Below are 20391 nucleotides of genomic sequence, written 5' to 3'. Positions count from 1 at the left end.
GTGGTCGCCGTACCGGTGGTCACGGGGCCGGCGGACGCGGCCTCGGCCGGGCCGGCCACTGCCACGAGGGCCGCCGCGGCGACGGCGGTGGCGGCGACGGCCGCAACCGCGGTGGTGACGGCGCCGGCGGCCGTACGACGGGTCCAGGCGGGTCGGCTGGTCATGGTGGGGGGTCCCCTCGCCTCGGGCCTGCGGCACGGAACCGCAGGCTGCGATGTGTCGTGTGCATGCTTGGCCAGCAGGATGGCGGCAAGGGAACCGTTGGGTTACTGGACGGTAGGCAACGAAGTAGCGCCGGTCACATCACGGAGTCGCCCGACCTCGGAGTGCGGTGACATGGCGCACAGGCGATTTGTCCCTTACTAGAGGGAATAGTGGCGATCGCCAAACGGGCAAAAGGGACGTATAACCCTGAACCCTCTACGGGCATACGCCGTCCTGGCCGGAATCACCCCGGATAGGGGCTCTGTCAAGGCCCTGTGGATTTGCCGCGTGCGTACTAGTTTCCGTCGTAGGTCACACATTTGGGGGCTTCTGGGGGGCGGGGGTACCAAGGGATGGCCCACCCGGCCGATGCCTGTGCGCCGGGTGGATTTCCTGTCCCCGTCCCCATGAGGTTGAAATGTTCCAGCGCGTCACGTCCCGCTCCGCCCGTACGTCCCTGCTCCGCACCCGCGCCGCTGTGCTGGCCGCGGGCCTGGGAACGACGGCCGTACTGGGGGCCGGGGTCGCGGTCGCCGCCGAGCTGTCCTCCGCTCCCGCCAAGGCGCCCACCGCTGCCCCTGCCGCCGCCCCCGCCGCCAAGGCGCCCGCCGTCAAGGCCGAGGCCCCGGCGAAGGCTCCGGCGAAGGCCCCCGAGAAGGCTCAGGCCGCCCCGAAGGCCGCCGCCGCTTCGGCCCCCAAGGCCAAGTCCGCCGCGGTGCCCTCCTGGGTCAAGCCGGTGAAGCAGTACACGAAGACCGCGAGCTTCGCCCAGAACGGCGCCCGCTGGGCCGCCACCCACAGCGGCCAGGACTTCGCCGTGCCGACCGGCACCCAGGTCTACGCCGCCCACGGCGGCACCGTCGTCAAGGCCGGCGGCAACGGCGCCGGTGACGGCCCCGCGTACGGCAACGCCATCGTGATCAAGCACGGCAACGGCACGTACTCGCAGTACGCCCACCTGTCCCAGGTCAACGTCAAGATCGGTCAGATAGTCAAGACCGGCCAGAAGATCGCCCTGTCCGGCAACAGCGGCAACTCCAGCGGACCGCACCTGCACTTCGAGATCCGCAAGTCGGCGAACTACGGCTCGGCCATCGACCCGGTGTCGTTCCTGCGCGCCAAGGGCCTGACCATCTGAGTGCCTGACCATCCAAGGGCCTGATCGTCTGGGCGCCTTGACCATCCGAGGTCCCCGACCATCCGAGGTCCCCGACCGTCAGTGGTCCTGACCGTCAGCGGCCCGACCGTCAGTGGTCCTGACCATCCCAGGTCCCCGACCGTCAGTGGTCCTGACCGTCAGCGGTCCCGACCGTCTGCGGACCAGGCAACCTGCGGTCCTGGCACCCGGAGGGGTCCCCGCCCCTCCGGCCGCCCCAGGTCACCCCACCGCTCGGGGTGACCACCCCAACCCCCTGGGTGACTCAAGCCCCACCGTGCGCCTGAGTCACCAGATCGACGGCGACTTCGAGGATGGCCCTGCGCTTGTCCTCGGGGTCGCCCTCGATGTCCCGCAGGGCGAACATCCCGGCGTGCAGGGTGAACAGGGCGCTGACGCAGCGGACCTGGTCGACCAGCGCGGCGTCCGGGTCGATGATGATCCGGCGCATGCCCAGCATCCGGTTCTTGAACACCTCGCCGATGCTGAGTTCCCGTACGGTCGCCTGGTTCTCCTGCATGAAGCGGAACAGCGGCTCGGCGTCCGAGAGGGCGTCGCCGTAGCGGCGCAGGATCTCGCGCTTGGTCTCCAGGGTGTGCGGCTGCCGGCCGCCCCAGTCGATCAGATCCTCGATCGGCTTCGTCAGGTCCTCGAAGAGGCTGACGATGATCTCTTCCTTCGTCTTGAAGTGGTAGTACAGCGCCGCCTTCGTCACATCGAGGCGTTCGGCGATCTCGCGCAGGGACGTCTTCTCGTACCCCTGTTCGGCGAAGAGCTCCAGCGCGATGTCCTGGATGCGCTGACGGGTGTCCCCGCGGCGCCGCTGCTTGGTGCCCTCCGTGCCGGTCATGCCGCCATCCTCCTCCTTCGTGACTTTCCACAAAACTTACTTGACGACCGGCTAGTTACGCCAGTAGCTTCACGTCCGTAACCGAACTAGCCGGGCGGCAGGTAAGTCCGCCGGATCGCGGATGGGGGCGTCAGAACGGATGGCGGAGACGACGACAACGGCGGGAGGGCCGGCCCCGGTGCCGGAGGCGCCGGGCGCGGGGGGCAAGCGGCCCCGGAGCGTCCGGGTCGTGCTGCTCGCCCTGATGATCGCGATGATGCTCGCGATGCTGGACAACATGATCATCGGCACCGCGATGCCGACGATCGTCGGTGAGCTGGGCGGACTCGAACACCTGTCCTGGGTGGTCACCTCGTACACCCTGGCGACCGCCGCCTCCACCCCGATCTGGGGCAAGCTCGGCGATCTCTACGGGCGCAAGGGCACCTTCCTCGCCGCCATCGTGATCTTCCTGATCGGCTCCGCGCTCAGCGGTATGGCGCAGGACATGGGCCAGCTGATCGGGTTCCGCGCGGTGCAGGGCCTGGGGGCCGGCGGTCTGATGGTCGGCGTCATGGCGATCATCGGCGACCTGATTCCGCCCCGCGAGCGCGGCAAGTACCAGGGCATGATGGCCGGCGTCATGGCGCTCGCGATGATCGGCGGACCGCTGGTCGGCGGCACCATCACCGACAACTGGGGCTGGCGCTGGGCCTTCTACATCAACCTGCCGCTCGGCGTGGTCGCCCTCGCCCTGATCATGGTCGTCCTGCATCTGCCCAACAAGCGGCGGCAGGCGCGGATCGACTACCCGGGCGCGATCCTGCTGACCGTCGGCATCACCGCGATCGTGCTGGTCACCACATGGGGCGGCACGGAGTACGCCTGGACCTCCGCGCGGATCATGGAGCTGACCGGGATCGGGGTCGCCGCGCTGGCCGGCTTCGTCCTGTGGCAGACCAGGGCCGCGGAACCGATTCTGCCGCTGCACATCTTCCGTAGCCGCAACTTCACCCTGATGGCGGTCATCGGCTTCGTCACGGGCTTCGTGATGTTCGGCGCGACGCTCTTCCTGCCGCTGTACCAGCAGTCCGTGCAGGGCGCGTCCGCGACCAACTCCGGGCTGCTGCTCCTGCCGATGCTGGGCGCCATGCTGGTGACCTCGATGGTGGCCGGGCGGGTCACCACCAAGACCGGCCGGTACAAGGTGTTCCCCCTGGTCGGCGGGGTGCTGCTGGTCGCCGGTCTCTTCCTGCTGGCGCAGATGGACTCCGGGACCTCGCGGCTGACCTCCGGGATCTACATGGCCGTGCTCGGTCTGGGCATGGGCTGTCTGATGCAGATCACCATGCTGGTCGCGCAGAACAGCGTGGAGATGAAGGACATGGGCGTCGCGTCCTCCTCCGCCACCCTCTTCCGCACCCTCGGTTCCTCCTTCGGTGTCGCGATCATGGGCGCGCTGTTCAACCAGCGGGTCCAGGACGAGATGAGCGCCCGCGCGGGTGCCCTCGGCTCCCAGGTGACCGAGCAGTCCGCCCAGCTCGATGCCGCGAGCCTGGCCAAGCTGCCGGAGGCGGCACGCGAGGCGTACCAGTACGCGGTCTCCGCCGGCACCCACTCCGCCTTCCTGCTGGGCGCGGCGGTGGCCGTGGTGGCGCTGGTCGCGGCGTTCTTCGTGAAGGAGGTCCCGCTGCGGGGCGCCGGCCCCCAGGAGCAGGCGGGTGACGCCGCCGGTCCGCAGGGGAAAGGCGCTACGGGGTCGGCGGCACCGGCATCGGTGACCGAAGCGGTCTGACACCCACCCCCTACGCCCGTTCGACCGGCCCCGGCAGCATCGGATGGCTGCCCGTGTTCGTCGGGGCGTGCTCCGGCAGCCACAGGACGGCGACCGCGCCCTCGGAGGGGACATGGTCGGGGGCGCCGGGCGGGCGGACATTGCGGAAGGTGAGGCGCGCGCCGAGGACCCGGGCCTGGCCCGCCGCGATGGTCAGGCCCAGGCCGTGGCCGACGCCCGCGCGGTCCTGGCTGCCGGTGCGGAACCGGCTCGGGCCCTCGGCCAGCAGGTCGTTGGGGAAACCGGGCCCGTGGTCGCGGACCCGTATCACCCGGCCCTCCACGATGACCTCTATGGGCGGGCGGCCGTGCCGGGCGGCGTTGGCGAGCAGGTTGAACAGCACCCGCTCCAGACGCCGGGGATCGGTGGTGACCTCGGACTCGTGCACCACGGACACCCGGACCGCCGGATCCTTCGCCGCGACCCGGCGGGCGATGAACTCGCCGAGCATGATGTCCTGCAACTCGGCCCGCTCGGAGGCCCCGTCGAGCCGGGCCACCTCCAGTACGTCCTCCACCAGCGTCCGCATCGCCTTGGCGCGGTCCAGGACCAGCTCGGTGGGGCGGCCCGGCGGCAGCAGTTCGGCCGCCGTGAGCAGCCCGGTCACCGGGGTGCGCAGCTCGTGCGCGATATCGGCGGTGACCCGGCGCTCGGCCTCCAGCCGCTGGCGCAGCGCGTCCGCCATCGCGTCCACGGCCCGCGCCAGATCGTCGGTCTCGTCCCGCACCACCCCGCCGATGGCCTCCCGGACCTGCACGTCCATCTCACCCTTGGCCACCCGGTTCGCCGCGTACGCCGCCTTGCGCAGCCGCCGTGACAACTGCGCCCCGATCAGCACCCCGATGGCGCTGCCGCCGAGCACCACCGCGATCGAGCCGATGATCAGCGCCTGGTCGAGATCGTTGAGGATGTCCGTGCTGCGGTCGGTGAACCCGGTGTGCAGGGACATCACCCGGCCGTCCTTCAGCGGTACGGCCGCCCAGATGTCCGGCGCCCCGCGCGGCCCCTCGGCCACGAACGTCGCCCGGCGCCCGCGCTCCACCTTGTGCCGCAGCTCGGCCGGCAGCCGGGAGTCGTCGATCTTGATGCCGGGGAAGTTGGGCCGCCCGGACAGCTCGTAGTTGCGCTGCGCGATCTGGACCCGCTCGTCGGCCAGATCGCGCGCGTTGTCCAGCATCGACACCCGGGCCGCGTTGTGCACCACCAGGCTGAGCGCGATCGCCACCAGCGCGCCGACCAGCGCGATCGCCGCGCTGAGCTTCCATCTGAGCCCTGTCCGAAGCCCCGTACGAACCCCGCTGCGATCCAGCCGCAGCGGCACCATACGGCGGAGCGTCCCCCGCATCTGCTGCCCCGCCCGCCCTAGGCCCGCAGCTTGTAGCCGAAGCCGCGGACCGTCTCGATCCGGTCCTGCCCGATCTTCGTCCGCAGCCGCTGCACATGGACATCGACGACCCGGGTGTCCCCGCCCCAGCCGTAGTCCCACACCCGTTCCAGCAGCTTGTCGCGGGACAGCACGGTGCCCGGCGCCGCCGAGAACTCCAGCAGCAGCCGCATCTCGGTCGGCGTGAGCGCGACCGGCTCACCGCCGCGCCGCACCTCCATGCCCTCGGTGTCGATCTCCAGGTCCCCGAAGGTCAGCACCCCTCCGGTGCTCGCCGACGCGGTCTCCTCGGCCTGCCCCGACCCCCCGCTCGCATGGCCGAAACGCCGCAGCACCGCCCGGATCCGGGCCACCAGCACAGCCCCGTCGAACGGCTTGGTGACATAGTCGTCCGCCCCCGCCTCCAGGCCGAGCACCACGTCGATGGAGTCGGCGCGCGCCGACAGCATGATCACCGGGACCGTGGACTCGTCCCGGATCCGCCGGCACAGGCTCACCCCGTCCAGCCCCGGCAGCATCACATCCAGCAGCGCGATGTCCGGCCGGTCACCGCGGAACGCCTCCAGACCCGACAGCCCGTCGGGCATCGCCGTGACCGCGAAGCCGTCCCGCTCCAGCGCGAGTTGCGTGGCCTCGCGGATGACGTCGTCGTCCTCCACGAACAGGACGTGGGTCTGCTCTGCCATCCGCCGCTCTCTGTCTTCCGCTGCTGCTCGTCCACCGACGTCGTCGGCTCGTCCACCGACGTCGTCGGTTTGTCCCGGCGTGCCGCTCCACCGGCGGCTCGGCCCGTGCACCTGGCTCACCGCCCGGCTTCGTCGGCCGTCCCGCCGCCCGCGAGGGTACGTGTCCGCGAGAGTACGCCGGTCACGTGGCCGGTCAGTTGATCTCGGGGGCCGGGACGGGCTCGCTCCCGGTGGTGTTGCCGTAGTCGTTGTGCGTGCGGTACTTCTCGGCGAACTTGCCCGACGTCCACCGGTACGTGATCACATTCTCGCCGGACGGATGCGACACCGGGTCGCCGCGCTCGTACACCTGCTTGGTGACGACCAGGTCGCCGCGGTCTATCTCGGCGTAGACGGGCGGCTCCTCGGTCAGGAACACGTTCTCGAAGTCGCCGCCCTCGTCGCGATACACATACGCGCCCACACCCACCGCGTCTCCGCAGGTCAGCACGTTGACCACGACATCGTCGGCGGTCCCGCCGGTCAGCTTGCCGTACGACACGTCGACCGGGTACTCGTCGGCGACGCATGGCTGGAGGCCGCGCTTGACCGCGGGGGAGACCCTCGGGTCCGCCTTGACCAGCTTCACGGCGTCCGCCGGGCTCGGCGTCGCGGACGCCGGGGCGGTGGGCGTCGGCGTGGCGCCCGCCACCACGTCGGCGTTGGCCGGGCCCTCGTCCCGGGCACCGGTGCCACCCGTGCCGCAGGCCGTGAGCAGCAGGGTGAGGGCGGTGAGCGCGGCCGTCGCCGCGGTCGCCGCCCGCAAAGAAGTGATCCGGGTCCGTGCGGACCCCGGGCCGGTCAGGCCGCGCAACGCTCCCGCTCCTCACGCTCCAGCGCGCGTGCGCCCAGATCGCGCGCCTCCAGCTCCTCGCGGAGCCGGGCGAGCGCCCGGTGCAGCGTGCTCTTGACCGTACCGGCCGACATGCCGAGCGCGGCGGCGGTCTCCTCCGTGGACATCTGCTCCCAGTGTCGCAGCACGACCACGCTCCGCTGCTTCGGGGCGAGCACCTTCATGATGTCCATCAGCAGGGCGCGGTCCGCGTGCTGCTCGGTGGAGTCGTCCACGCAGGCCTCGGGGAGCTGCTCGGTCGGCACTTCCTCCAGCTTGCGCGCCCGCCACCATTCGGTACGGGTGTTGATCATCACCCGGCGCAGATACGCGTCCGCGAGCCGCTTGTCCGCGATCCCCTCCCAGCGCCCGTACGTCCGCGCCAGTGCCGTCTGGAGCAGGTCCTGGGCGTCGACCGGGTCCGGAACCAGCCGGCGGGCGCTGCGCAGCAACGCGTCCTGCCGGGTGCGGACGTACTCCTCGAACTCCAGCACCTCACCCTGCGCCATGATCAACCGCCTCCTGGTCCCCGTCCACCGGCCCGCCTGTCGGCCGGTGTGTCCTTCGCCTGTGATCGCAATGCCTGTGATCCGTAGTCGCCCCGTTCCGCCGGGCATGGAAAGAAAGCTACGGAGGCGTTGTCACGGCACTGTGCGAGGCAGCCAGCGGACAGCGCGCGGCCTTCCGTCGGTTGTGTAACGACGGAAGGAAAGGGACAAAATGCCAGGTCGGAAGGTGTGGCTAGGGGGTGATTTGCCGGATTTCCGGCCGAGGTGACCGTCGGCGACTGTTACGGAGGATGCGGCCGACCGCGAGGGAGGGGGTGGTGGGAGCCGGAACAAACCCCGGCCCCCGCCACCCCCTCAGCAAAATCACCTCTCACCGGAACCACCGGCATCACCGGCATGAGTGGAGTCACCCCATCGGCAACCGGTACAACCCTCCGTGCAACGGCTCCACCAACCCGTCCGACACCAACCCGTCCAGCGCCCGCGCCCGCTGCACCGGCTCGTGCCACACCCGGTCCAGCGCGGCCTGCGGCACCGGACCGTGCGCCTCGCGCAGCACCGCGAGCAGCTTGCCGCGCACCTGACGGTCCGTACCGGCGTACGTCTGCCCGCGCCGCGGCGGCCCGCTGTGCTCCGGCTTGCCCGCGAGCCGCCAGGCACACTGCGCGGCGATCGGGCAGCGGTGGCACTCCTCGTTCTTGGCCGTGCACACCAGCGCGCCCAGCTCCATGGAGGCCGCCGCCCAGCGAGCGGCCGTGCTCTGCTCGTCGGGCAGCAGCGCACGGGCCAGCTTCCGCTCGGCGGCGGTCGTCGCGTTCGGCGGGTACTGCACCCCCGTCACCGCCCGCGCGAACACCCGGCGCACATTGGTGTCCAGCACCGCGTGCCGCTGCCCGTACGCGAAGGACGCCACCGCCGCCGCCGTGTACTCCCCGATCCCGGGCAGCGCCAGCAACTGGCCGTGCTCCGTCGGTACGTCCCCGCCGTGCCGTTCCGTTATGGCGACGGCGGCGCCGTGCAACCGCAGCGCCCGGCGCGGATAACCGAGCCGGCCCCAGGCGCGCACCGCCTCCCCGGGGGCCTCCGCGGCGAGGTCGGCGGGGCGCGGCCAGCGCGCCAGCCAGTGCTCGTAGACAGGCAGGACCCGGTTCACCGGCGTCTGCTGAAGCATGAACTCACTGACCATCACCCCCCATGGCCCGGCCTCCGCACGCCGCCAGGGCAGGTCACGCGCGTGCCCGTCGAACCAGTCGATGACCAGGGAGTGCAGGTCCCGTCCCCGGGAGGAACCGGGCCCTTTCCCGGACACCTGTTCTTCCAGAGGGGACCGGTCCTGAGGCGAGGGGGAGCCGCCGGGCACCGGGGAACCGGCGGACGCGTCGGCGAGTGGGCTGTGGGGGAGCTTCGTGGGCGCAGTCATGGCGATTCCGATCCTGCCATGCCAACACCATGACTCGGGCGAACCGCCACCCCCGGGGACGACAGCACCTGACGATCGGCAGGGGCGAGGCGCCCCGAGCCGCTTGTAGCGTCGGACGGATGGACGGCGGCCGGGATGACGGACGAGGCGGCGGGCAGGACGGAGAACGCGCGGGCGTGCGAGCGGATGGCCGGGACCGCGAACGGGACGGTGGGCAGAGCGGCGGATGGGGCGGCGTGCGCGCGGATGACCCAGACGACGCAGGGGATCGTCGGCGGGGCGGCGGTCGTGACGGTGGGCGGACGACCGGCCAGGACGCTGGCCGGGGCGCCGTGCGAGCGGACAGCCCGGATGACGGACGGGACGGTCGACAGGCCGGAGGGTGGGGCGGCGGGCTAGCGCAGGGCCGGGATGCTGGACGTGTCGGTCGGCTGGTCGGCAAACGTGACGGCGGTCTAGCGCAGGGCCGGAACGCCGGACGTGCCGGTCGGCTGGTCGGAGAACGTGAGGGCGAGCGAGCGCAAGGCCGGGATGCTGGACGTGCTGGTCGGCTGGTCGGAGAACGTGACGGCGAGCGAACGGACGGCCAGGACGCTGGACGGCGCGGCGTACGAGCGGACCGCCGAGACGCTGGCCGGGCCGCCGGAAGAGCAGCCGGACGGGCCGAGGGACGAGCCGACGGCCGGGCCGCCGGAAGAGCAGCCGGACGGGCCGAAGGACGGGCCGAGGGACGAGCCGCCGGACGGCCCGACGGACGGAACGCCGGAAGAGCCCGCCGCCAGGACGACGGCCGCCGGGACGGCACCTCGCTGCCCCGCCTCCGTGACGCGCTGCTGTGGGCCGCCCTCGCCGCACCCGCGGCCGGCACCGAACTGCTCGGGCTGAACGAGCCCCGCCCCCTGTGGCAGCAACTCGCCGGAGCCGTCGTCCTCGGCGTGGCGGTCGCCGTGTCCCGCCGCGCCCCGCTCACGGCGTTCGCGCTGTCGGCCGTGTTGAGCCTGACGGCCGCGCCCGCCCTGTTCACCCTCTCCTACGCCCCGGCGCTCGCCGTGCTCGCCCTGCTGCTCGGACTGCGGGCCGACCGGATCCGCCCGGCCGCTCTCTGTTTCGCCGCCGTCGGCTGCGCCGGCACCGCACGGATCGGGCTCTTCGGGGTCGACCCGGCGCCGGAATGGCTGGTCCTGATGTGCACCCTCCTCTTCTGCTGTGTCTTTCCCTGGCTCGCCGGACGGCACCGGCGCCAGGGCCGGGAACTGGCCGAGGCCGGCTGGCTGCGCGCCGCCCGCCTGGAGGACGAGCAGCGGCACGCCGAGGAACGCGCCCGCACGCGCGAGCGGGCCCGGATCGCCCAGGACATGCATGACTCCTTGGGCCATGACCTCAGCCTGATCGCGCTGCGCGCGGGCGCCCTCCAGATCGCCGCCGACCTGCCCACGCATCACCGCGCCGCCGTGGCCGACCTGCGCGCGGCGGCTGCCGACGCCACCGACCGGCTGCACGGTGTCATCGGCGTCCTGCGCGAGGACGACGACGAACCGGCGCCGCTCGCCCCGGCCCGCGAGAGCCTCGAACAACTCGTGGCCCGCACGGCCGAGTCCGGCCTGCCCGTGCGCTGGGAACCGGCCGGTGCGGGGCCCTCGCCCCTGCCGGTGCCCGAGCCGGGCGGGATCGTCCAGCGGCTGCTGCACCGCGTGGTGAGGGAGGCGCTCACCAACGCGGCACGGCATGCGCCGGGCGCGACGGTCGTGGTGGCGGTGACCGGGGAGGCCCGGGGCACGGCCGTCACAGTCTCCAACGGTCCGGCCACGCAGAGTAGTTCCCGCCCGGCGGGTGGAGGTTCGGGACTTCTCGGACTGCGGGCCGCCGTGACGGCGGTCGGCGGGACATTCACCGCCGAACCCGCCACCGAGGGGCCGTACGCGGGCGGGTTCCGGCTACGGGTGTGGGTACCGGAACGCCCGTCCGACGGCCCATGGCATCCCCCGACGTCCGACAGCGCCACCACCCCCCAGGCCACCGCTACCACCCAGGCCCCTTCCCCCACCCCCACCCCCACCCCCACCCCTTCCCCTTCCCCTTCCCCTTCCCCCTCTCCCTTCACCGCCGAAGCCCCCTCCGCGCCCTTCACCCGCGCCCGCAGACGAGCCGCCCTCGCCCTGTGGGCCGCCGGCTGCGCGGGCCTCGTCCTGATCGGCGGGGCCTTCGCCTGGTACGCCTACACCGAGACCCACTCCGTCCTGCGCCCGGACACCTACGCCGAACTGCGCCTCGGCGCGACCGCCGCCGAGATCGGGCCGCTGCTGCCCGGCCGGTCGGTCGCCGACCCGCCCACCGACCGCGCGCCCGCGCCCCCACCGGGCGCCGACTGCCACTACTACCGCGCCAGCGGCGAACTCCTCGTCTCCGTCGACCACTTCAGGCTCTGCTACGACGACCGGGACCGCCTGATCGACAAGGACGTGGTCCCCGGCGTCGGACGCCAGGACAGGGCAGGACCAGCCAAGACGGCATCACGGACAGCGACAGCAGGAATCACAGGAACCACAGGAACCACAAGAACAGAAGGAACCCCCGAATGATCCGCGTACTGCTGGCCGACGACGAGGCGATGGTCCGCGCGGGGGTGCGGGCCATCCTCGCGGGCGGCGGCGAGACCGAGGTGGTCGCGGAGGCTGGTGACGGCCGTGAGGCCGTCGAACTGGCTCGCGCCCACCGCCCCGACGTGGCCCTCCTCGACATCCGTATGCCACGCCTGGACGGACTGGCCGCCGCGGAGGAGATCGTACGGACCCTGCCCGGCACGGCGGTCGCGATGCTGACGACGTTCTCGGAGCGCGACTACGTGGCCCGCGCGCTGGGCGGCGGCGCGACCGGGTTCCTGCTGAAGTCCGGCGATCCCTATGAGCTGATCGCGGGGGTGCGGGCGGTCGCGGGCGGGGTGGCGTTCCTGTCGCCGAGGGTGGCGAGGGGGATCATCGACGACCTGGGCGGCACCGGCGCGGCGGGCGGTCGTACCGGCGGGGGCCGTCTCGGGCGCGAGGCCGCCGCGCGGGCCCGCGCCGCGCAACTGTCCCCGCGTGAGCGCGAGGTGCTCGGACTGGTCGGCCAAGGGCTGTCCAACCCGGAGATCGCCGCGCGCCTGCACCTGGTCGAGGGCACGGTGAAGGCGTACGTCAGTGCGGTACTGGAGCGGCTGGGGGTACGGAACCGGGTGCAGGCGGCGATCGTGGCCTACGAGGCGGGGATGGTCGGGGAGTGAGGCAGGGCGGTCGGGGACCTGTGCCGACGGGATCGCGGCGCCGTCCGCGCGGTGTGACTCCACGTCAACTGTCGGCGGTGGGTGGGGGATCGCAGTGACGGGGTGTGCGAGTGATACCGGTGTGGTCACGGGGAGTGTCCGAACGGTGACTCGTACGGCAGTTCGTGGGCGTCGAGGGCCGCTTCCGGGATGATGATCCGGAAAAGTTGCGCTTCAGGCGGCGGGTGGCGCGAGCGGCGCCACGGATCTCTCGTACAGTTTGAGCCGTGGGATCTATGCGCAATCCGGTCGGGCCGCTTCCCTCCTCCATCTACTGGCGACGGAGGGTCGTCCTGGTGTCCGTGGTGGCTGTGTTGGCACTGCTGACCGCCTGGATCGTGTTGTCCGGGGGCGGCGGCGGCAACAACGACGCCGAGGGGTCCAACAGCAAGAATCCGGTGCCCTCCATCACTCCCGGACCGTCCGGGTCCGGTCCCGCGATCAGCCAAGCGCCGGGCGGGCGCGAGGAGTCGGACGACGGCTCCGGGGACGGCGACACGGGCGGCGGCGAGAGCGCCGGGAGCGGCGCCGGGGACGGCTCGGGGACATCAGGGACCGGCACCGATTCCGGCACGGGGACCGGGGGCGGTTCGGGCGGGGATTCCACGTCCGGTACGGGTGTCGGTACGGGGGATGCGCTGCCGGCCGGTTCGACGCTGCCCAACTGCGCTCCCGGGGCCGTGACCTTGACCGTGCGCAGTGTGCGCAACTCCTACTCGCCCGATCAGCGGCCCGAGTTCCAGCTGATCGCGCGGAACTCGTCCGCGAGCGACTGCAAGGTGGACCTCGGTCCCCGGAACGCGGTGGTGACGATCACGCAGGCCGCCGAGGACGACGAACTCTGGTCGTCCGCGGACTGTCCGCAGGGCGCGGGGAGCCTGCTGTACCGGGTGCCCGCCGGGAGCAGCATCACGTACACGGTGGAATGGGACCGCGAGCGCAGCGCCCCGGAGTGCGGTACGCCGACGGGCGGCCGGGCCGGCGCCGGGACGTACCTGGTGGAGGCCGAGGCCGAGGGGCTCACCAAGGTCCAGACGTCCTTCGTCCTCACGGCGGACTGACCACCGTCGCCTGACCGTGACGCCCTGAGGGGGGCGCGGGGCGGTGCCGATACGGGGTTCCGCCGCGCAGGCGCGATCAGCCGCACCCCACCCGCTCCCGGAGGGCGTCCCCCGCGCCGGGAACCTCAGACGTACCGCTCCAAGATCGACGACTCGGCCAGCCGCGACAGCCCCTCGCGCACGCTCCGCGCCCGTGTCTCGCCGACGCCGTCCACCGTCTGGAGGTCGTCCACGCTGGCGGCGAGCAGCTTCTGGAGGCTGCCGAAGTGCTCGACCAGGCGGTCGATGATGGCGCCGGGCAGCCGCGGAACCTTGGAGAGCAGCCGGAAACCCCGCGGCGAGACGGCCGTGTCGAGCGTCTCGGGGGACCCGGCGTAGCCCAGCGCACGCGCCACCGTGGTCAGTTCCAGCAGCTCGGCGTGGCTCAGCGCGTCCAGCTCGGAGAGCGCCTCCTCCACCGTGCGGGAACGCTTGGCCGTGGGCTCGGGGACGTAGTCCCGCACGACCAGCTCGCGGTCCGGCTCGACCCCGGCGATCAACTCCTCCAGCTGAAGCGTCAGAAGACGCCCGTCGGTGCCCAGCTCGACCACGTACTCCGCGATCTCGGTGGCGATGCGCCGGACCATCTCCAGGCGCTGCGCCACCGCCGACACATCGCGGACCGTCACCAGGTCCTCGATCTCCAGCGCCGAGAGCGTGCCCGCGACCTCGTCCAGGCGCAGTTTGTAGCGCTCCAGGGTGGCCAGGGCCTGATTCGCGCGGGACAGGATCGCCGCCGAGTCCTCCAGGACCCGGCGCTGCCCGTCGACGTAGAGCGCGATCAGCCGCATGGACTGGGAGACGGAGACCACGGGGAAACCGACCTGCTTGGAGACCCGGTCCGCCGTACGGTGCCGGGTGCCCGTCTCCTCGGTCGGGATCGTCGGGTCCGGCACCAGCTGGACACCGGCCCGCAGGATCTTCGACAGGTCGGAGGAGATGACGATGCCGCCGTCCAGCTTGCACAGCTCGCGCAGGCGCGTCGCCGTGAACTCGACGTCCAGCACGAAACCGCCCGTGCACATCGCCTCGACGGTCTTGTCGGAACCCAGCACGATGAGGCCGCCGGTGTTGCCCCGGAGCACCCGCTCCAGGCCGTCACGCAGCGCCGTACCCGGAGCCACGGCGCTCAGCGAAGCGCGCATCATGCCCTCGGAACCGGCACTCCCACCGGACTTTCCGGGAGCCGATGCCCGGTCGTTGGCTGCCACTGCACTCCTCCGGTCGCAGGTTCTCAGGCGTCCCGTACGGCGCCCCCTACGGGACCTGTACCGGACCCGTACAGGACCCGTACGGTGCCCCGTTTCGCGTACTCGGTTCGTACGGACGGGCGAGACCAGGGCAAAGTCTACCGGCGGTCCTCCGTGTCCTGGGGGGCCTCTCTGCGACGGGAACGCGGCAGCACCCTCAGCGCGTCCCCCATGTCCGCCACTTCCAGGACCTTCATACCGGGCGGGATCTTGCCCGGATCGCCCGGCACGAGCGCGTGCGTGAAGCCCAGGCGGTGCGCCTCGGAGAGTCTGCGCCCCACGCCCGTGACCCGTCTGACCTCGCCCGCGAGGCCGACCTCGCCGATCGCCACAAGGTTCTTCGGCAGCGGAGTGTCGCTGGCCGCGCTGGCCAGCGCGAGGGCCACGGCGAGGTCCGCGGCGGGCTCCTGGAGCCGCACCCCGCCGACCGTCGCGGAGTAGATGTCCCGCTTGCCCAGCGCGCTGATCCGGCCCCGCTGCTCCAGCACCGCCAGCATCATCGACACGCGCGAGGTCTCCAGACCGGAGGTGGTCCGGCGCGGGGAGGGGATCTGCGAGTCCACGGTCAGCGCCTGGACCTCGACCACCAGCGGGCGGCGGCCCTCCAGGGTGACGGTCAGGCAGGTGCCGGGGACCGGCTCCGCGCGGCGGGTCAGGAACAGCCCGCTGGGGTCGGTCAGGCCCGTGATGCCCTCGTCGTGCAGCTCGAAGCAGCCGACCTCGTCCGTCGTCCCGTAGCGGTTCTTGACCCCGCGGACCAGCCGCAGGCGCGCGTGCCGGTCGCCCTCGAAGTGCAGGACCACATCCACCAGGTGCTCCAGCAGGCGGGGACCCGCGATCGCGCCGTCCTTGGTGACATGGCCCACCAGGAGCGTCGACATGCCGCGCTCCTTGGAGGCGCGGATCAGCGCGCCGGCCACCTCGCGCACCTGCGCCATGCCGCCGGGCGCGCCGTCGATCTCCGGCGAGGCCACCGTCTGCACCGAGTCCAGGATCAGCAGCGACGGCTTGACCGCGTCCAAGTGCCCGAGCACGGCCGACAGATCCGTCTCGGCGGCGAGATACAGGTGGTCGTCCAGGGCCTTGATGCGGTCCGCGCGCAGCCGCACCTGGCTCGCGGACTCCTCGCCGGTGACATACAGCGTGCGGTGCTCGTCGCTGGCCGACTTGGCCGCCACGTCGAGCAGCAGGGTCGACTTGCCCACGCCGGGTTCGCCGGCGAGCAGCACGACCGCGCCGGGCACCAGTCCGCCGCCGAGCACCCGGTCCAGCTCGGGCACGCCGGTGGAGCGGGCGGTGGCCTGGCTGCCGTCGACCTGGCCGATGGGCACCGCGGAGGTGGTGACCCGGCCGGGTGCCGTCGTACGGACAGCGGGCGCGCCGTACTCCTCGACCGTGCCCCACGCCTGGCACTCGGGGCAGCGGCCGAGCCACTTCGCCGTCTGCCAGCCGCACTCCGTGCAGCGGTAGGACGGTCGGTCCTTCGTGGTCTTGGTACGGGCAGCCATGCGGAAACCGTAACCGCTGGCACTGACAACGCGGTCGGGCCCCGGACACCCCTCGCCGACGGCCGTCCCGTTCTCCCTCCGGCCGGCCCGCTCGCACCACCCTCAAACTCGGCCATCCTGTCGAGAACCGGCCACGGAATGAATCGTTCCTGTCCCCCATTGAGGGATCGTTTCACCCGTACGGATTAAATGTGCTCAAGGTGGGAGAAGGGGCCGTCGCGCGCCCCCTACGGTCCACGAGTGATGACCAGCAGCCAGCAGACACCGACCCGCACCACCGGCGCACACCGGGCGCGCAGGGAGGCGCGTGACCGCGCTGCGGCGCGCACGCTGGCGCAGCGTCCGCCCGCGCGCTACGAGCCCTATCTGGACGGCCTGTTCACCTACTGCCTGTCCGTCCTGTGCGACCACGACTCCGCGACCACCGCGCTCGGCGACGCGCTCGCCCTGGCCGAGCGCCGGGGCACACGCGCCCCGGAGGCCCCCGGGGACCGTCGCGCCTGGCTGTACGCGCTGGCCCGCTGGACCTGTCTGCGCAAGCTGGCCGAGGCCAAGCAGAAACGTCAGAGCACCCACGCGGCGGGCCGCCACCCCGGCAAGCACGCGGGCCCCCACACCGGAGCCCACTCAGGCGGCGCCTACCCGGGCGCACTGGCCCCGGCGCACCCCGGCGCGCACCCCAGCGGCCACTCCACCCCGCAGCCCTCCGTCGCCGAGGACGTGCAGGAGCTGCGGCGGCGTGAACTGTCCCTGCTGGCCTGGCCCGAGGCCGCCGGGACCACCCCGGAGCAGCGCGAGGCGCTCGAACTCGCCGTACGTCATCACCTGGCCGCCCACGAGGTCGCCGCCGTGCTCGGCATGGACCTCGCCGCCGCCCGCGAACTGCTCGCCTCCGCCGCCTGCGAGGTGGAACGCACCCGCGCGGCGCTCGCCGTCGTGGAGGCCGGCGGCTGTCCCGGCGTCGCCCGGCTCACCGGCGACCACCAGCTGGTCCTCAGCACCGCCCTGCGCCGCGAGCTGGTGCGCCATGTCGACGACTGCCCGCGCTGCCGCCGTACCGCCGAGCGCGCGGTACCCGGCCGCTGGCCCGGCGCCACCGTCACCCCCGCCGAGCTGCCCGTCCTGGAGGCCCCCCGCGCGGCGCTCCACATGGCGCTGACCCACCACCCACGCGCGCGGGGTGCCGCCGTACCGCGCTACGACCGGCGTGGCTTCCCGATGGACCCCAAGGACCGCGCCGCCCGCCGGGACCGCCTACGCGCGCGTGCCGTCACCACGACCGTCGTCGCCACGGTCGTCGCCGCGCCCGTGATCGCCCTCTGGTCGGCCTATCGCGGTGACCCCTCGATCGCCGAGGGACAGGGCGGCCCCGGCGCGAGCGCCACCCAGGAGGACGGCGAGGGCGGCCTCGTCGGCGGGGGCACGGGCGGCGGCTACCAGAACGCGGGCAACGCGGGCACCCGCCCCGACCGCTTCGGCACCGGTGAGCGCCCCGATGTCGCCGTCGAGGTGATCAGCGTCGCCGGCGCCGGACGCAAGGGCGCCGCGCAGCTGGGGGTGGCCGCCGCGAGCAGTGGCGACACGACCCTCATCACCCTCACCGCGACCGGCACCGCCCCCGTGAGCTGGTCCGCCTCCACGTCGGCCGCCTGGCTCTACCTCAGCCGCTCCTCGGGAACCCTCCAGCCCGGCGAGACGTTGACGATCAAGGTGTACGTGGACCATTTGCGCGAGCCTTCCGGGTACTGGAGCGCGCGGGTGGCGATCTCGCCGGCCGGGGCCATCGTCTCCATCGAGGGCTACGGCACCGCGCCCACCCCGTCCGAGCCGCGCCCCACCCCGCCGGGCACCCCGCCCCCGACCGACCCGGAACCCTCCACCCCCGAGCCCACCCCGACGGCCTCCGCCCCGACCGACCCGGCCGGCAGCCCGACCCCAACTCCGACGGACCCCGAGCCGACCCCCACCGACCCGTCCCCGACGGACCCCGGCTCGACCCCATCGCCGACCGAGGGCGGGGATCCGAGCCCGAGCTAGACACTCGGCCCGGCACGGACCGGGCCCGGTCCAGCGCCGATCCCAATTCCCGATTCCCGCTACGCGCGCGTGGCGCCGAACAGCGGGTTGGCGCGGCCCGACAGCGGGGGCCGGATCGCTCAGCCCGTGCGTCGGGTCCGCTGCGGCTCGGTGAGGTCGGTGAGGTCGGTGAGGTCGGTGAGACCGGGGGGACCAAGGGGGACCGGTCCGCCGTACGGCCGGTACCCCCGTACCGGCCGTAGACGCCCTACCGGCCCACGGGCCCCGGCGTCGGCCCCACCGGATCCGCCGGATGCGGTGCCAGCAGCGGCAGCCCCGCCCCCAGCCGCTCCTCGCACAGCTCGACCAGCCGGTCGTAGCCCGCCTTGCCCATCAGCTCGGTCAGCTCCGGGCGGTAGGAGACATAGACCGGATCGCCCCCGCCGTGCGCCGAGGTCGCCGAGGTGCACCACCAGTGCAGGTCATGGCCGCCCGGACCCCAGCCCCGGCGGTCGTACTCACCGATCGACACCTGGAGCACCCGTGTGTCGTCGGGCCGGTCGATCCAGTCGAAGGTGCGCCGGATCGGCAGCTGCCAGCACACGTCCGGCTTGGTCTCCAGCGGCTCCCGGCCCTCCCGCACGGCGAGGATGTGCAGCGAGCAGCCCGCGCCCCCGGCGAAGCCGGGCCGGTTCTGGAAGATGCACGAGCCCTGGAAGGGGCGGGTCTGCCGGTCGCCGTCCTCGTCCTCGGAGACCCAGCCGTCCCGGGTGCCCTCGCCGTGGTGCTGCCAGATGTCCGGCGTGAGCCGGGCCACGTGCCCGGCGACCCGCTTCTCGTCGTCCTCGTCGGAGAAGTGCGCGCCCAGCGTGCAGCACCCGTCGTCCGCGCGGCCCGCCTGGATGCCCTGGCAGCCGCTTCCGAAGACACAGTTCCAGCGGGAGGTCAGCCAGGTCAGATCGCACCGGAAGACCTGCTCGTCGTCCGCCGGGTCCGGGAACTCCACCCACGCGCGCGCGAAGTCGAGCCCCTTCTCGTCCGAGGCCGCGTCCGCCCGCTCGGCCACCACACCCTTCTTGCCGACTTTGCCAATCTTGTCGGCTTTGACAGCCTTGTCGGTCTTGCCGCTCTTCGCCTTTTTCGTCTTTGGCACGGGTCCAGGGTAAGTCGCCGAAGCCCGTCCACGGACCCCGCTGCGCGGCCACCCCGGAAACCCCTCTCCCCGCCACCGTCCCCACCGCCTCGGGACGGGCACGGAACGGCCTCGGAACCGCCTCGGGCGCGGGGCACGGCACCGCTGGCAGTAGCGTTCCGTCTATGAGACTCGGTGTCCTCGATGTGGGAAGCAATACGGTGCATCTGCTGGTGGTGGATGCGCACCCGGGCGCACGCCCGCTGCCCGCGCATTCGCACAAGGCGGATCTGCGCCTCGCCCAACTGCTCGAAGAGGACGGGTCCATCGGCGCCGGCGGCGTCGACCAGCTGATCACGGTCGTCCACGAGTGCCTCCAGGCCGCCGAGGACAAGGGCGTCGAGGAGATCCTGCCGTTCGCCACCTCCGCCGTGCGCGAGGCGACCAACGCCGATGACGTCCTCGCGCGCGTGCGCGACGAGACCGGCGTCGAGCTGCGCGTGCTGACCGGCGAGGAGGAGGCCCGGCTGACCTTCCTCGCGGTACGCCGCTGGTTCGGCTGGTCGGCCGGAAAACTGCTGGTCCTGGACATCGGCGGCGGCTCCCTGGAGATCGCCTACGGCATCGACGAGGAACCCGACACCGCCGTCTCCCTCCCGCTCGGCGCCGGCCGTCTCACCGCCGCCTGGCTGCCCGGCGACCCGCCCGACCCGTCGGCGATAAGGGCCCTGCGCCGCCATGTGCGGGCCCAGATCGCCCGTACGGTGGGGGAGTTCAGCCGTTTCGGCGCCCCCGACCATGTGGTCGCCACGTCGAAGACGTTCAAGCAACTCGCCCGGATCGGCGGCGCCGCCCGCAGCGCCGAGGGCGTCTACGTCCAGCGCGACCTCAAGCGCGCGTCCCTGGAGGCGTGGGTCCCGCGCCTGGCCGGCATGACCACCGCCGAGCGCGGCGAACTCCCCGGCGTCTCCGAGGGCCGCGCGGGCCAGCTCCTGGCAGGCGCCCTGGTCGCCGAGGGCGCGATGGACCTCTTCGCCGTCGAGCGGGTGGAGGTCTGCCCCTGGGCCCTGCGCGAAGGCATCATCCTCCGCAAACTGGACCACATGGGCACAGCGATGACCTCAACAGCCCCGACGGACTGAGCCCAACCCATGGAGAGCCGTACCGAGGCCCACCCATAGGCAGCCGACCCGG

18 protein-coding genes are annotated in these 20391 nt (G+C 72.6%); 8 read left to right on the top strand and 10 right to left on the bottom strand.

The window, feature by feature from the left end; all coding sequences use genetic code 11:
- The first annotated feature begins 622 nt into the window (after positions 1-622).
- Entirely contained in the window at positions 623-1342 is a 720-nt protein-coding gene (locus ACFXAZ_RS32685; RefSeq protein ID WP_384598505.1) for a M23 family metallopeptidase, read from the top strand.
- A 283-nt stretch (positions 1343-1625) separates the two neighbouring features.
- On the opposite strand, the gene ACFXAZ_RS32680 is transcribed toward ACFXAZ_RS32685, so the two are convergent.
- On the bottom strand, positions 1626-2210 hold the full coding sequence (locus ACFXAZ_RS32680) for a TetR/AcrR family transcriptional regulator (RefSeq protein ID WP_384598503.1): 585 nt from the start codon (positions 2208-2210) through the stop codon (positions 1626-1628).
- A gap of 139 nt (positions 2211-2349) precedes the next feature.
- Between ACFXAZ_RS32680 and ACFXAZ_RS32675 the strand changes: the two genes are divergently transcribed.
- On the top strand, positions 2350-3984 hold the full coding sequence (locus tag ACFXAZ_RS32675) for an MDR family MFS transporter (protein ID WP_384598501.1): 1635 nt from the start codon (positions 2350-2352) through the stop codon (positions 3982-3984).
- A 10-nt stretch (positions 3985-3994) separates the two neighbouring features.
- Here the strand turns inward: ACFXAZ_RS32675 and cseC are convergent, their stop codons facing one another.
- The 5 genes from cseC to ACFXAZ_RS32650 all read right to left on the bottom strand — a co-directional run bounded on the left by cseC (position 3995) and on the right by ACFXAZ_RS32650 (position 8893).
- Positions 3995-5347: a two-component system sensor histidine kinase CseC gene (gene cseC, locus ACFXAZ_RS32670; protein ID WP_384598499.1), complete on the bottom strand. Its 1353-nt coding sequence runs from the start codon at positions 5345-5347 to the stop codon at positions 3995-3997.
- 38 nt (positions 5348-5385) lie between these two features.
- Positions 5386-6093, bottom strand: a complete 708-nt coding sequence (cseB, locus tag ACFXAZ_RS32665) for a two-component system response regulator CseB (RefSeq protein ID WP_384598497.1) — start codon at positions 6091-6093, stop codon at positions 5386-5388.
- Between the two features lie 193 nt (positions 6094-6286).
- Positions 6287-6946 (bottom strand): hypothetical protein, encoded by a 660-nt coding sequence (locus ACFXAZ_RS32660; RefSeq protein ID WP_384598495.1) that lies wholly within the window; start codon positions 6944-6946, stop codon positions 6287-6289.
- A complete protein-coding gene (locus ACFXAZ_RS32655; RefSeq protein WP_384598493.1) occupies positions 6934-7473 on the bottom strand; it encodes a SigE family RNA polymerase sigma factor in 540 nt (179 codons plus the stop codon). The genes ACFXAZ_RS32660 and ACFXAZ_RS32655 overlap by 13 nt, the downstream gene beginning before the upstream one ends.
- A 406-nt stretch (positions 7474-7879) precedes the next feature.
- Entirely contained in the window at positions 7880-8893 is a 1014-nt protein-coding gene (locus ACFXAZ_RS32650; RefSeq protein ID WP_384598491.1) for an A/G-specific adenine glycosylase, read from the bottom strand.
- A gap of 135 nt (positions 8894-9028) precedes the next feature.
- On the opposite strand from ACFXAZ_RS32650, the gene ACFXAZ_RS32645 reads away from it, so the two are divergent.
- Complete coding sequence (locus tag ACFXAZ_RS32645; RefSeq protein ID WP_384598489.1) at positions 9029-9292, top strand: hypothetical protein; 264 nt, start codon at positions 9029-9031, stop codon at positions 9290-9292.
- Between the two features lie 56 nt (positions 9293-9348).
- On the opposite strand, the gene ACFXAZ_RS32640 is transcribed toward ACFXAZ_RS32645, so the two are convergent.
- A complete protein-coding gene (locus tag ACFXAZ_RS32640) occupies positions 9349-9804 on the bottom strand; it encodes a hypothetical protein (protein WP_384598487.1) in 456 nt (151 codons plus the stop codon).
- Between the two features lie 24 nt (positions 9805-9828).
- Between ACFXAZ_RS32640 and ACFXAZ_RS32635 the strand changes: the two genes are divergently transcribed.
- From ACFXAZ_RS32635 to ACFXAZ_RS32625, 3 genes are all read left to right on the top strand, one after another.
- Positions 9829-11472 carry a sensor histidine kinase gene (locus tag ACFXAZ_RS32635; protein ID WP_384598485.1) on the top strand — a complete coding sequence of 548 codons (1644 nt, stop codon included), beginning with the start codon at positions 9829-9831 and terminating at the stop codon, positions 11470-11472.
- The gene (locus tag ACFXAZ_RS32630; RefSeq protein ID WP_384598483.1) at positions 11469-12152 is read left to right on the top strand and encodes a response regulator; all 684 of its coding nucleotides are present in this window, start codon (positions 11469-11471) and stop codon (positions 12150-12152) included. The genes ACFXAZ_RS32635 and ACFXAZ_RS32630 overlap by 4 nt, the downstream gene beginning before the upstream one ends.
- Before the next feature lie 266 nt (positions 12153-12418).
- Entirely contained in the window at positions 12419-13252 is an 834-nt protein-coding gene (locus ACFXAZ_RS32625; protein WP_384598481.1) for a hypothetical protein, read from the top strand.
- Positions 13253-13377: 125 nt separating this feature from the next.
- Here the strand turns inward: ACFXAZ_RS32625 and disA are convergent, their stop codons facing one another.
- Entirely contained in the window at positions 13378-14502 is a 1125-nt protein-coding gene (disA, locus tag ACFXAZ_RS32620) for a DNA integrity scanning diadenylate cyclase DisA (protein ID WP_384598479.1), read from the bottom strand.
- Positions 14503-14639: 137 nt separating this feature from the next.
- The gene (gene radA, locus ACFXAZ_RS32615) at positions 14640-16049 is read right to left on the bottom strand and encodes a DNA repair protein RadA (protein ID WP_382692731.1); all 1410 of its coding nucleotides are present in this window, start codon (positions 16047-16049) and stop codon (positions 14640-14642) included.
- A gap of 243 nt (positions 16050-16292) precedes the next feature.
- Here radA and ACFXAZ_RS32610 point away from each other — a divergent pair, with 243 nt between their 5' ends.
- Positions 16293-18086, top strand: coding sequence for a hypothetical protein (locus tag ACFXAZ_RS32610; protein ID WP_384598477.1), 1794 nt, complete (start codon positions 16293-16295; stop codon positions 18084-18086).
- A gap of 247 nt (positions 18087-18333) precedes the next feature.
- Here ACFXAZ_RS32610 and ACFXAZ_RS32605 read toward each other — a convergent pair whose 3' ends face one another.
- The gene (locus ACFXAZ_RS32605) at positions 18334-19218 is read right to left on the bottom strand and encodes a hypothetical protein (RefSeq protein WP_384598475.1); all 885 of its coding nucleotides are present in this window, start codon (positions 19216-19218) and stop codon (positions 18334-18336) included.
- Positions 19219-19382: 164 nt separating this feature from the next.
- On the opposite strand from ACFXAZ_RS32605, the gene ACFXAZ_RS32600 reads away from it, so the two are divergent.
- Complete coding sequence (locus ACFXAZ_RS32600; RefSeq protein ID WP_384598473.1) at positions 19383-20339, top strand: Ppx/GppA family phosphatase; 957 nt, start codon at positions 19383-19385, stop codon at positions 20337-20339.
- The last annotated feature ends 52 nt before the right edge of the window (positions 20340-20391 follow it).

The sequence above is a fragment of the Streptomyces sp. NPDC059477 genome, from assembly GCF_042749375.1.
Taxonomy (GTDB): Bacteria; Actinomycetota; Actinomycetes; order Streptomycetales; family Streptomycetaceae; genus Streptomyces.
This window is presented reverse-complemented; position numbering and strand designations above follow the sequence as displayed.

Bases quoted from the DNA above. Each gene is read 5' to 3' on its own strand.
- ACFXAZ_RS32630 (WP_384598483.1), top strand. From the start codon at position 11,469: ATGATCCGCGTACTGCTGGCCGACGACGAGGCGATGGTCCGCGCGGGG.
- ACFXAZ_RS32655 (WP_384598493.1), bottom strand. From the start codon at position 7,473: ATGGCGCAGGGTGAGGTGCTGGAGTTCGAGGAGTACGTCCGCACCCGG.
- ACFXAZ_RS32685 (WP_384598505.1), top strand. From the start codon at position 623: ATGTTCCAGCGCGTCACGTCCCGCTCCGCCCGTACGTCCCTGCTCCGC.
- cseC (WP_384598499.1), bottom strand. From the start codon at position 5,347: ATGGTGCCGCTGCGGCTGGATCGCAGCGGGGTTCGTACGGGGCTTCGG.
- radA (WP_382692731.1), bottom strand. From the start codon at position 16,049: ATGGCTGCCCGTACCAAGACCACGAAGGACCGACCGTCCTACCGCTGC.
- ACFXAZ_RS32680 (WP_384598503.1), bottom strand. From the start codon at position 2,210: ATGACCGGCACGGAGGGCACCAAGCAGCGGCGCCGCGGGGACACCCGT.
- cseB (WP_384598497.1), bottom strand. From the start codon at position 6,093: ATGGCAGAGCAGACCCACGTCCTGTTCGTGGAGGACGACGACGTCATC.
- ACFXAZ_RS32645 (WP_384598489.1), top strand. From the start codon at position 9,029: ATGACGGACGAGGCGGCGGGCAGGACGGAGAACGCGCGGGCGTGCGAG.
- ACFXAZ_RS32650 (WP_384598491.1), bottom strand. From the start codon at position 8,893: ATGACTGCGCCCACGAAGCTCCCCCACAGCCCACTCGCCGACGCGTCC.
- ACFXAZ_RS32600 (WP_384598473.1), top strand. From the start codon at position 19,383: ATGAGACTCGGTGTCCTCGATGTGGGAAGCAATACGGTGCATCTGCTG.
- ACFXAZ_RS32675 (WP_384598501.1), top strand. From the start codon at position 2,350: ATGGCGGAGACGACGACAACGGCGGGAGGGCCGGCCCCGGTGCCGGAG.
- ACFXAZ_RS32610 (WP_384598477.1), top strand. From the start codon at position 16,293: ATGACCAGCAGCCAGCAGACACCGACCCGCACCACCGGCGCACACCGG.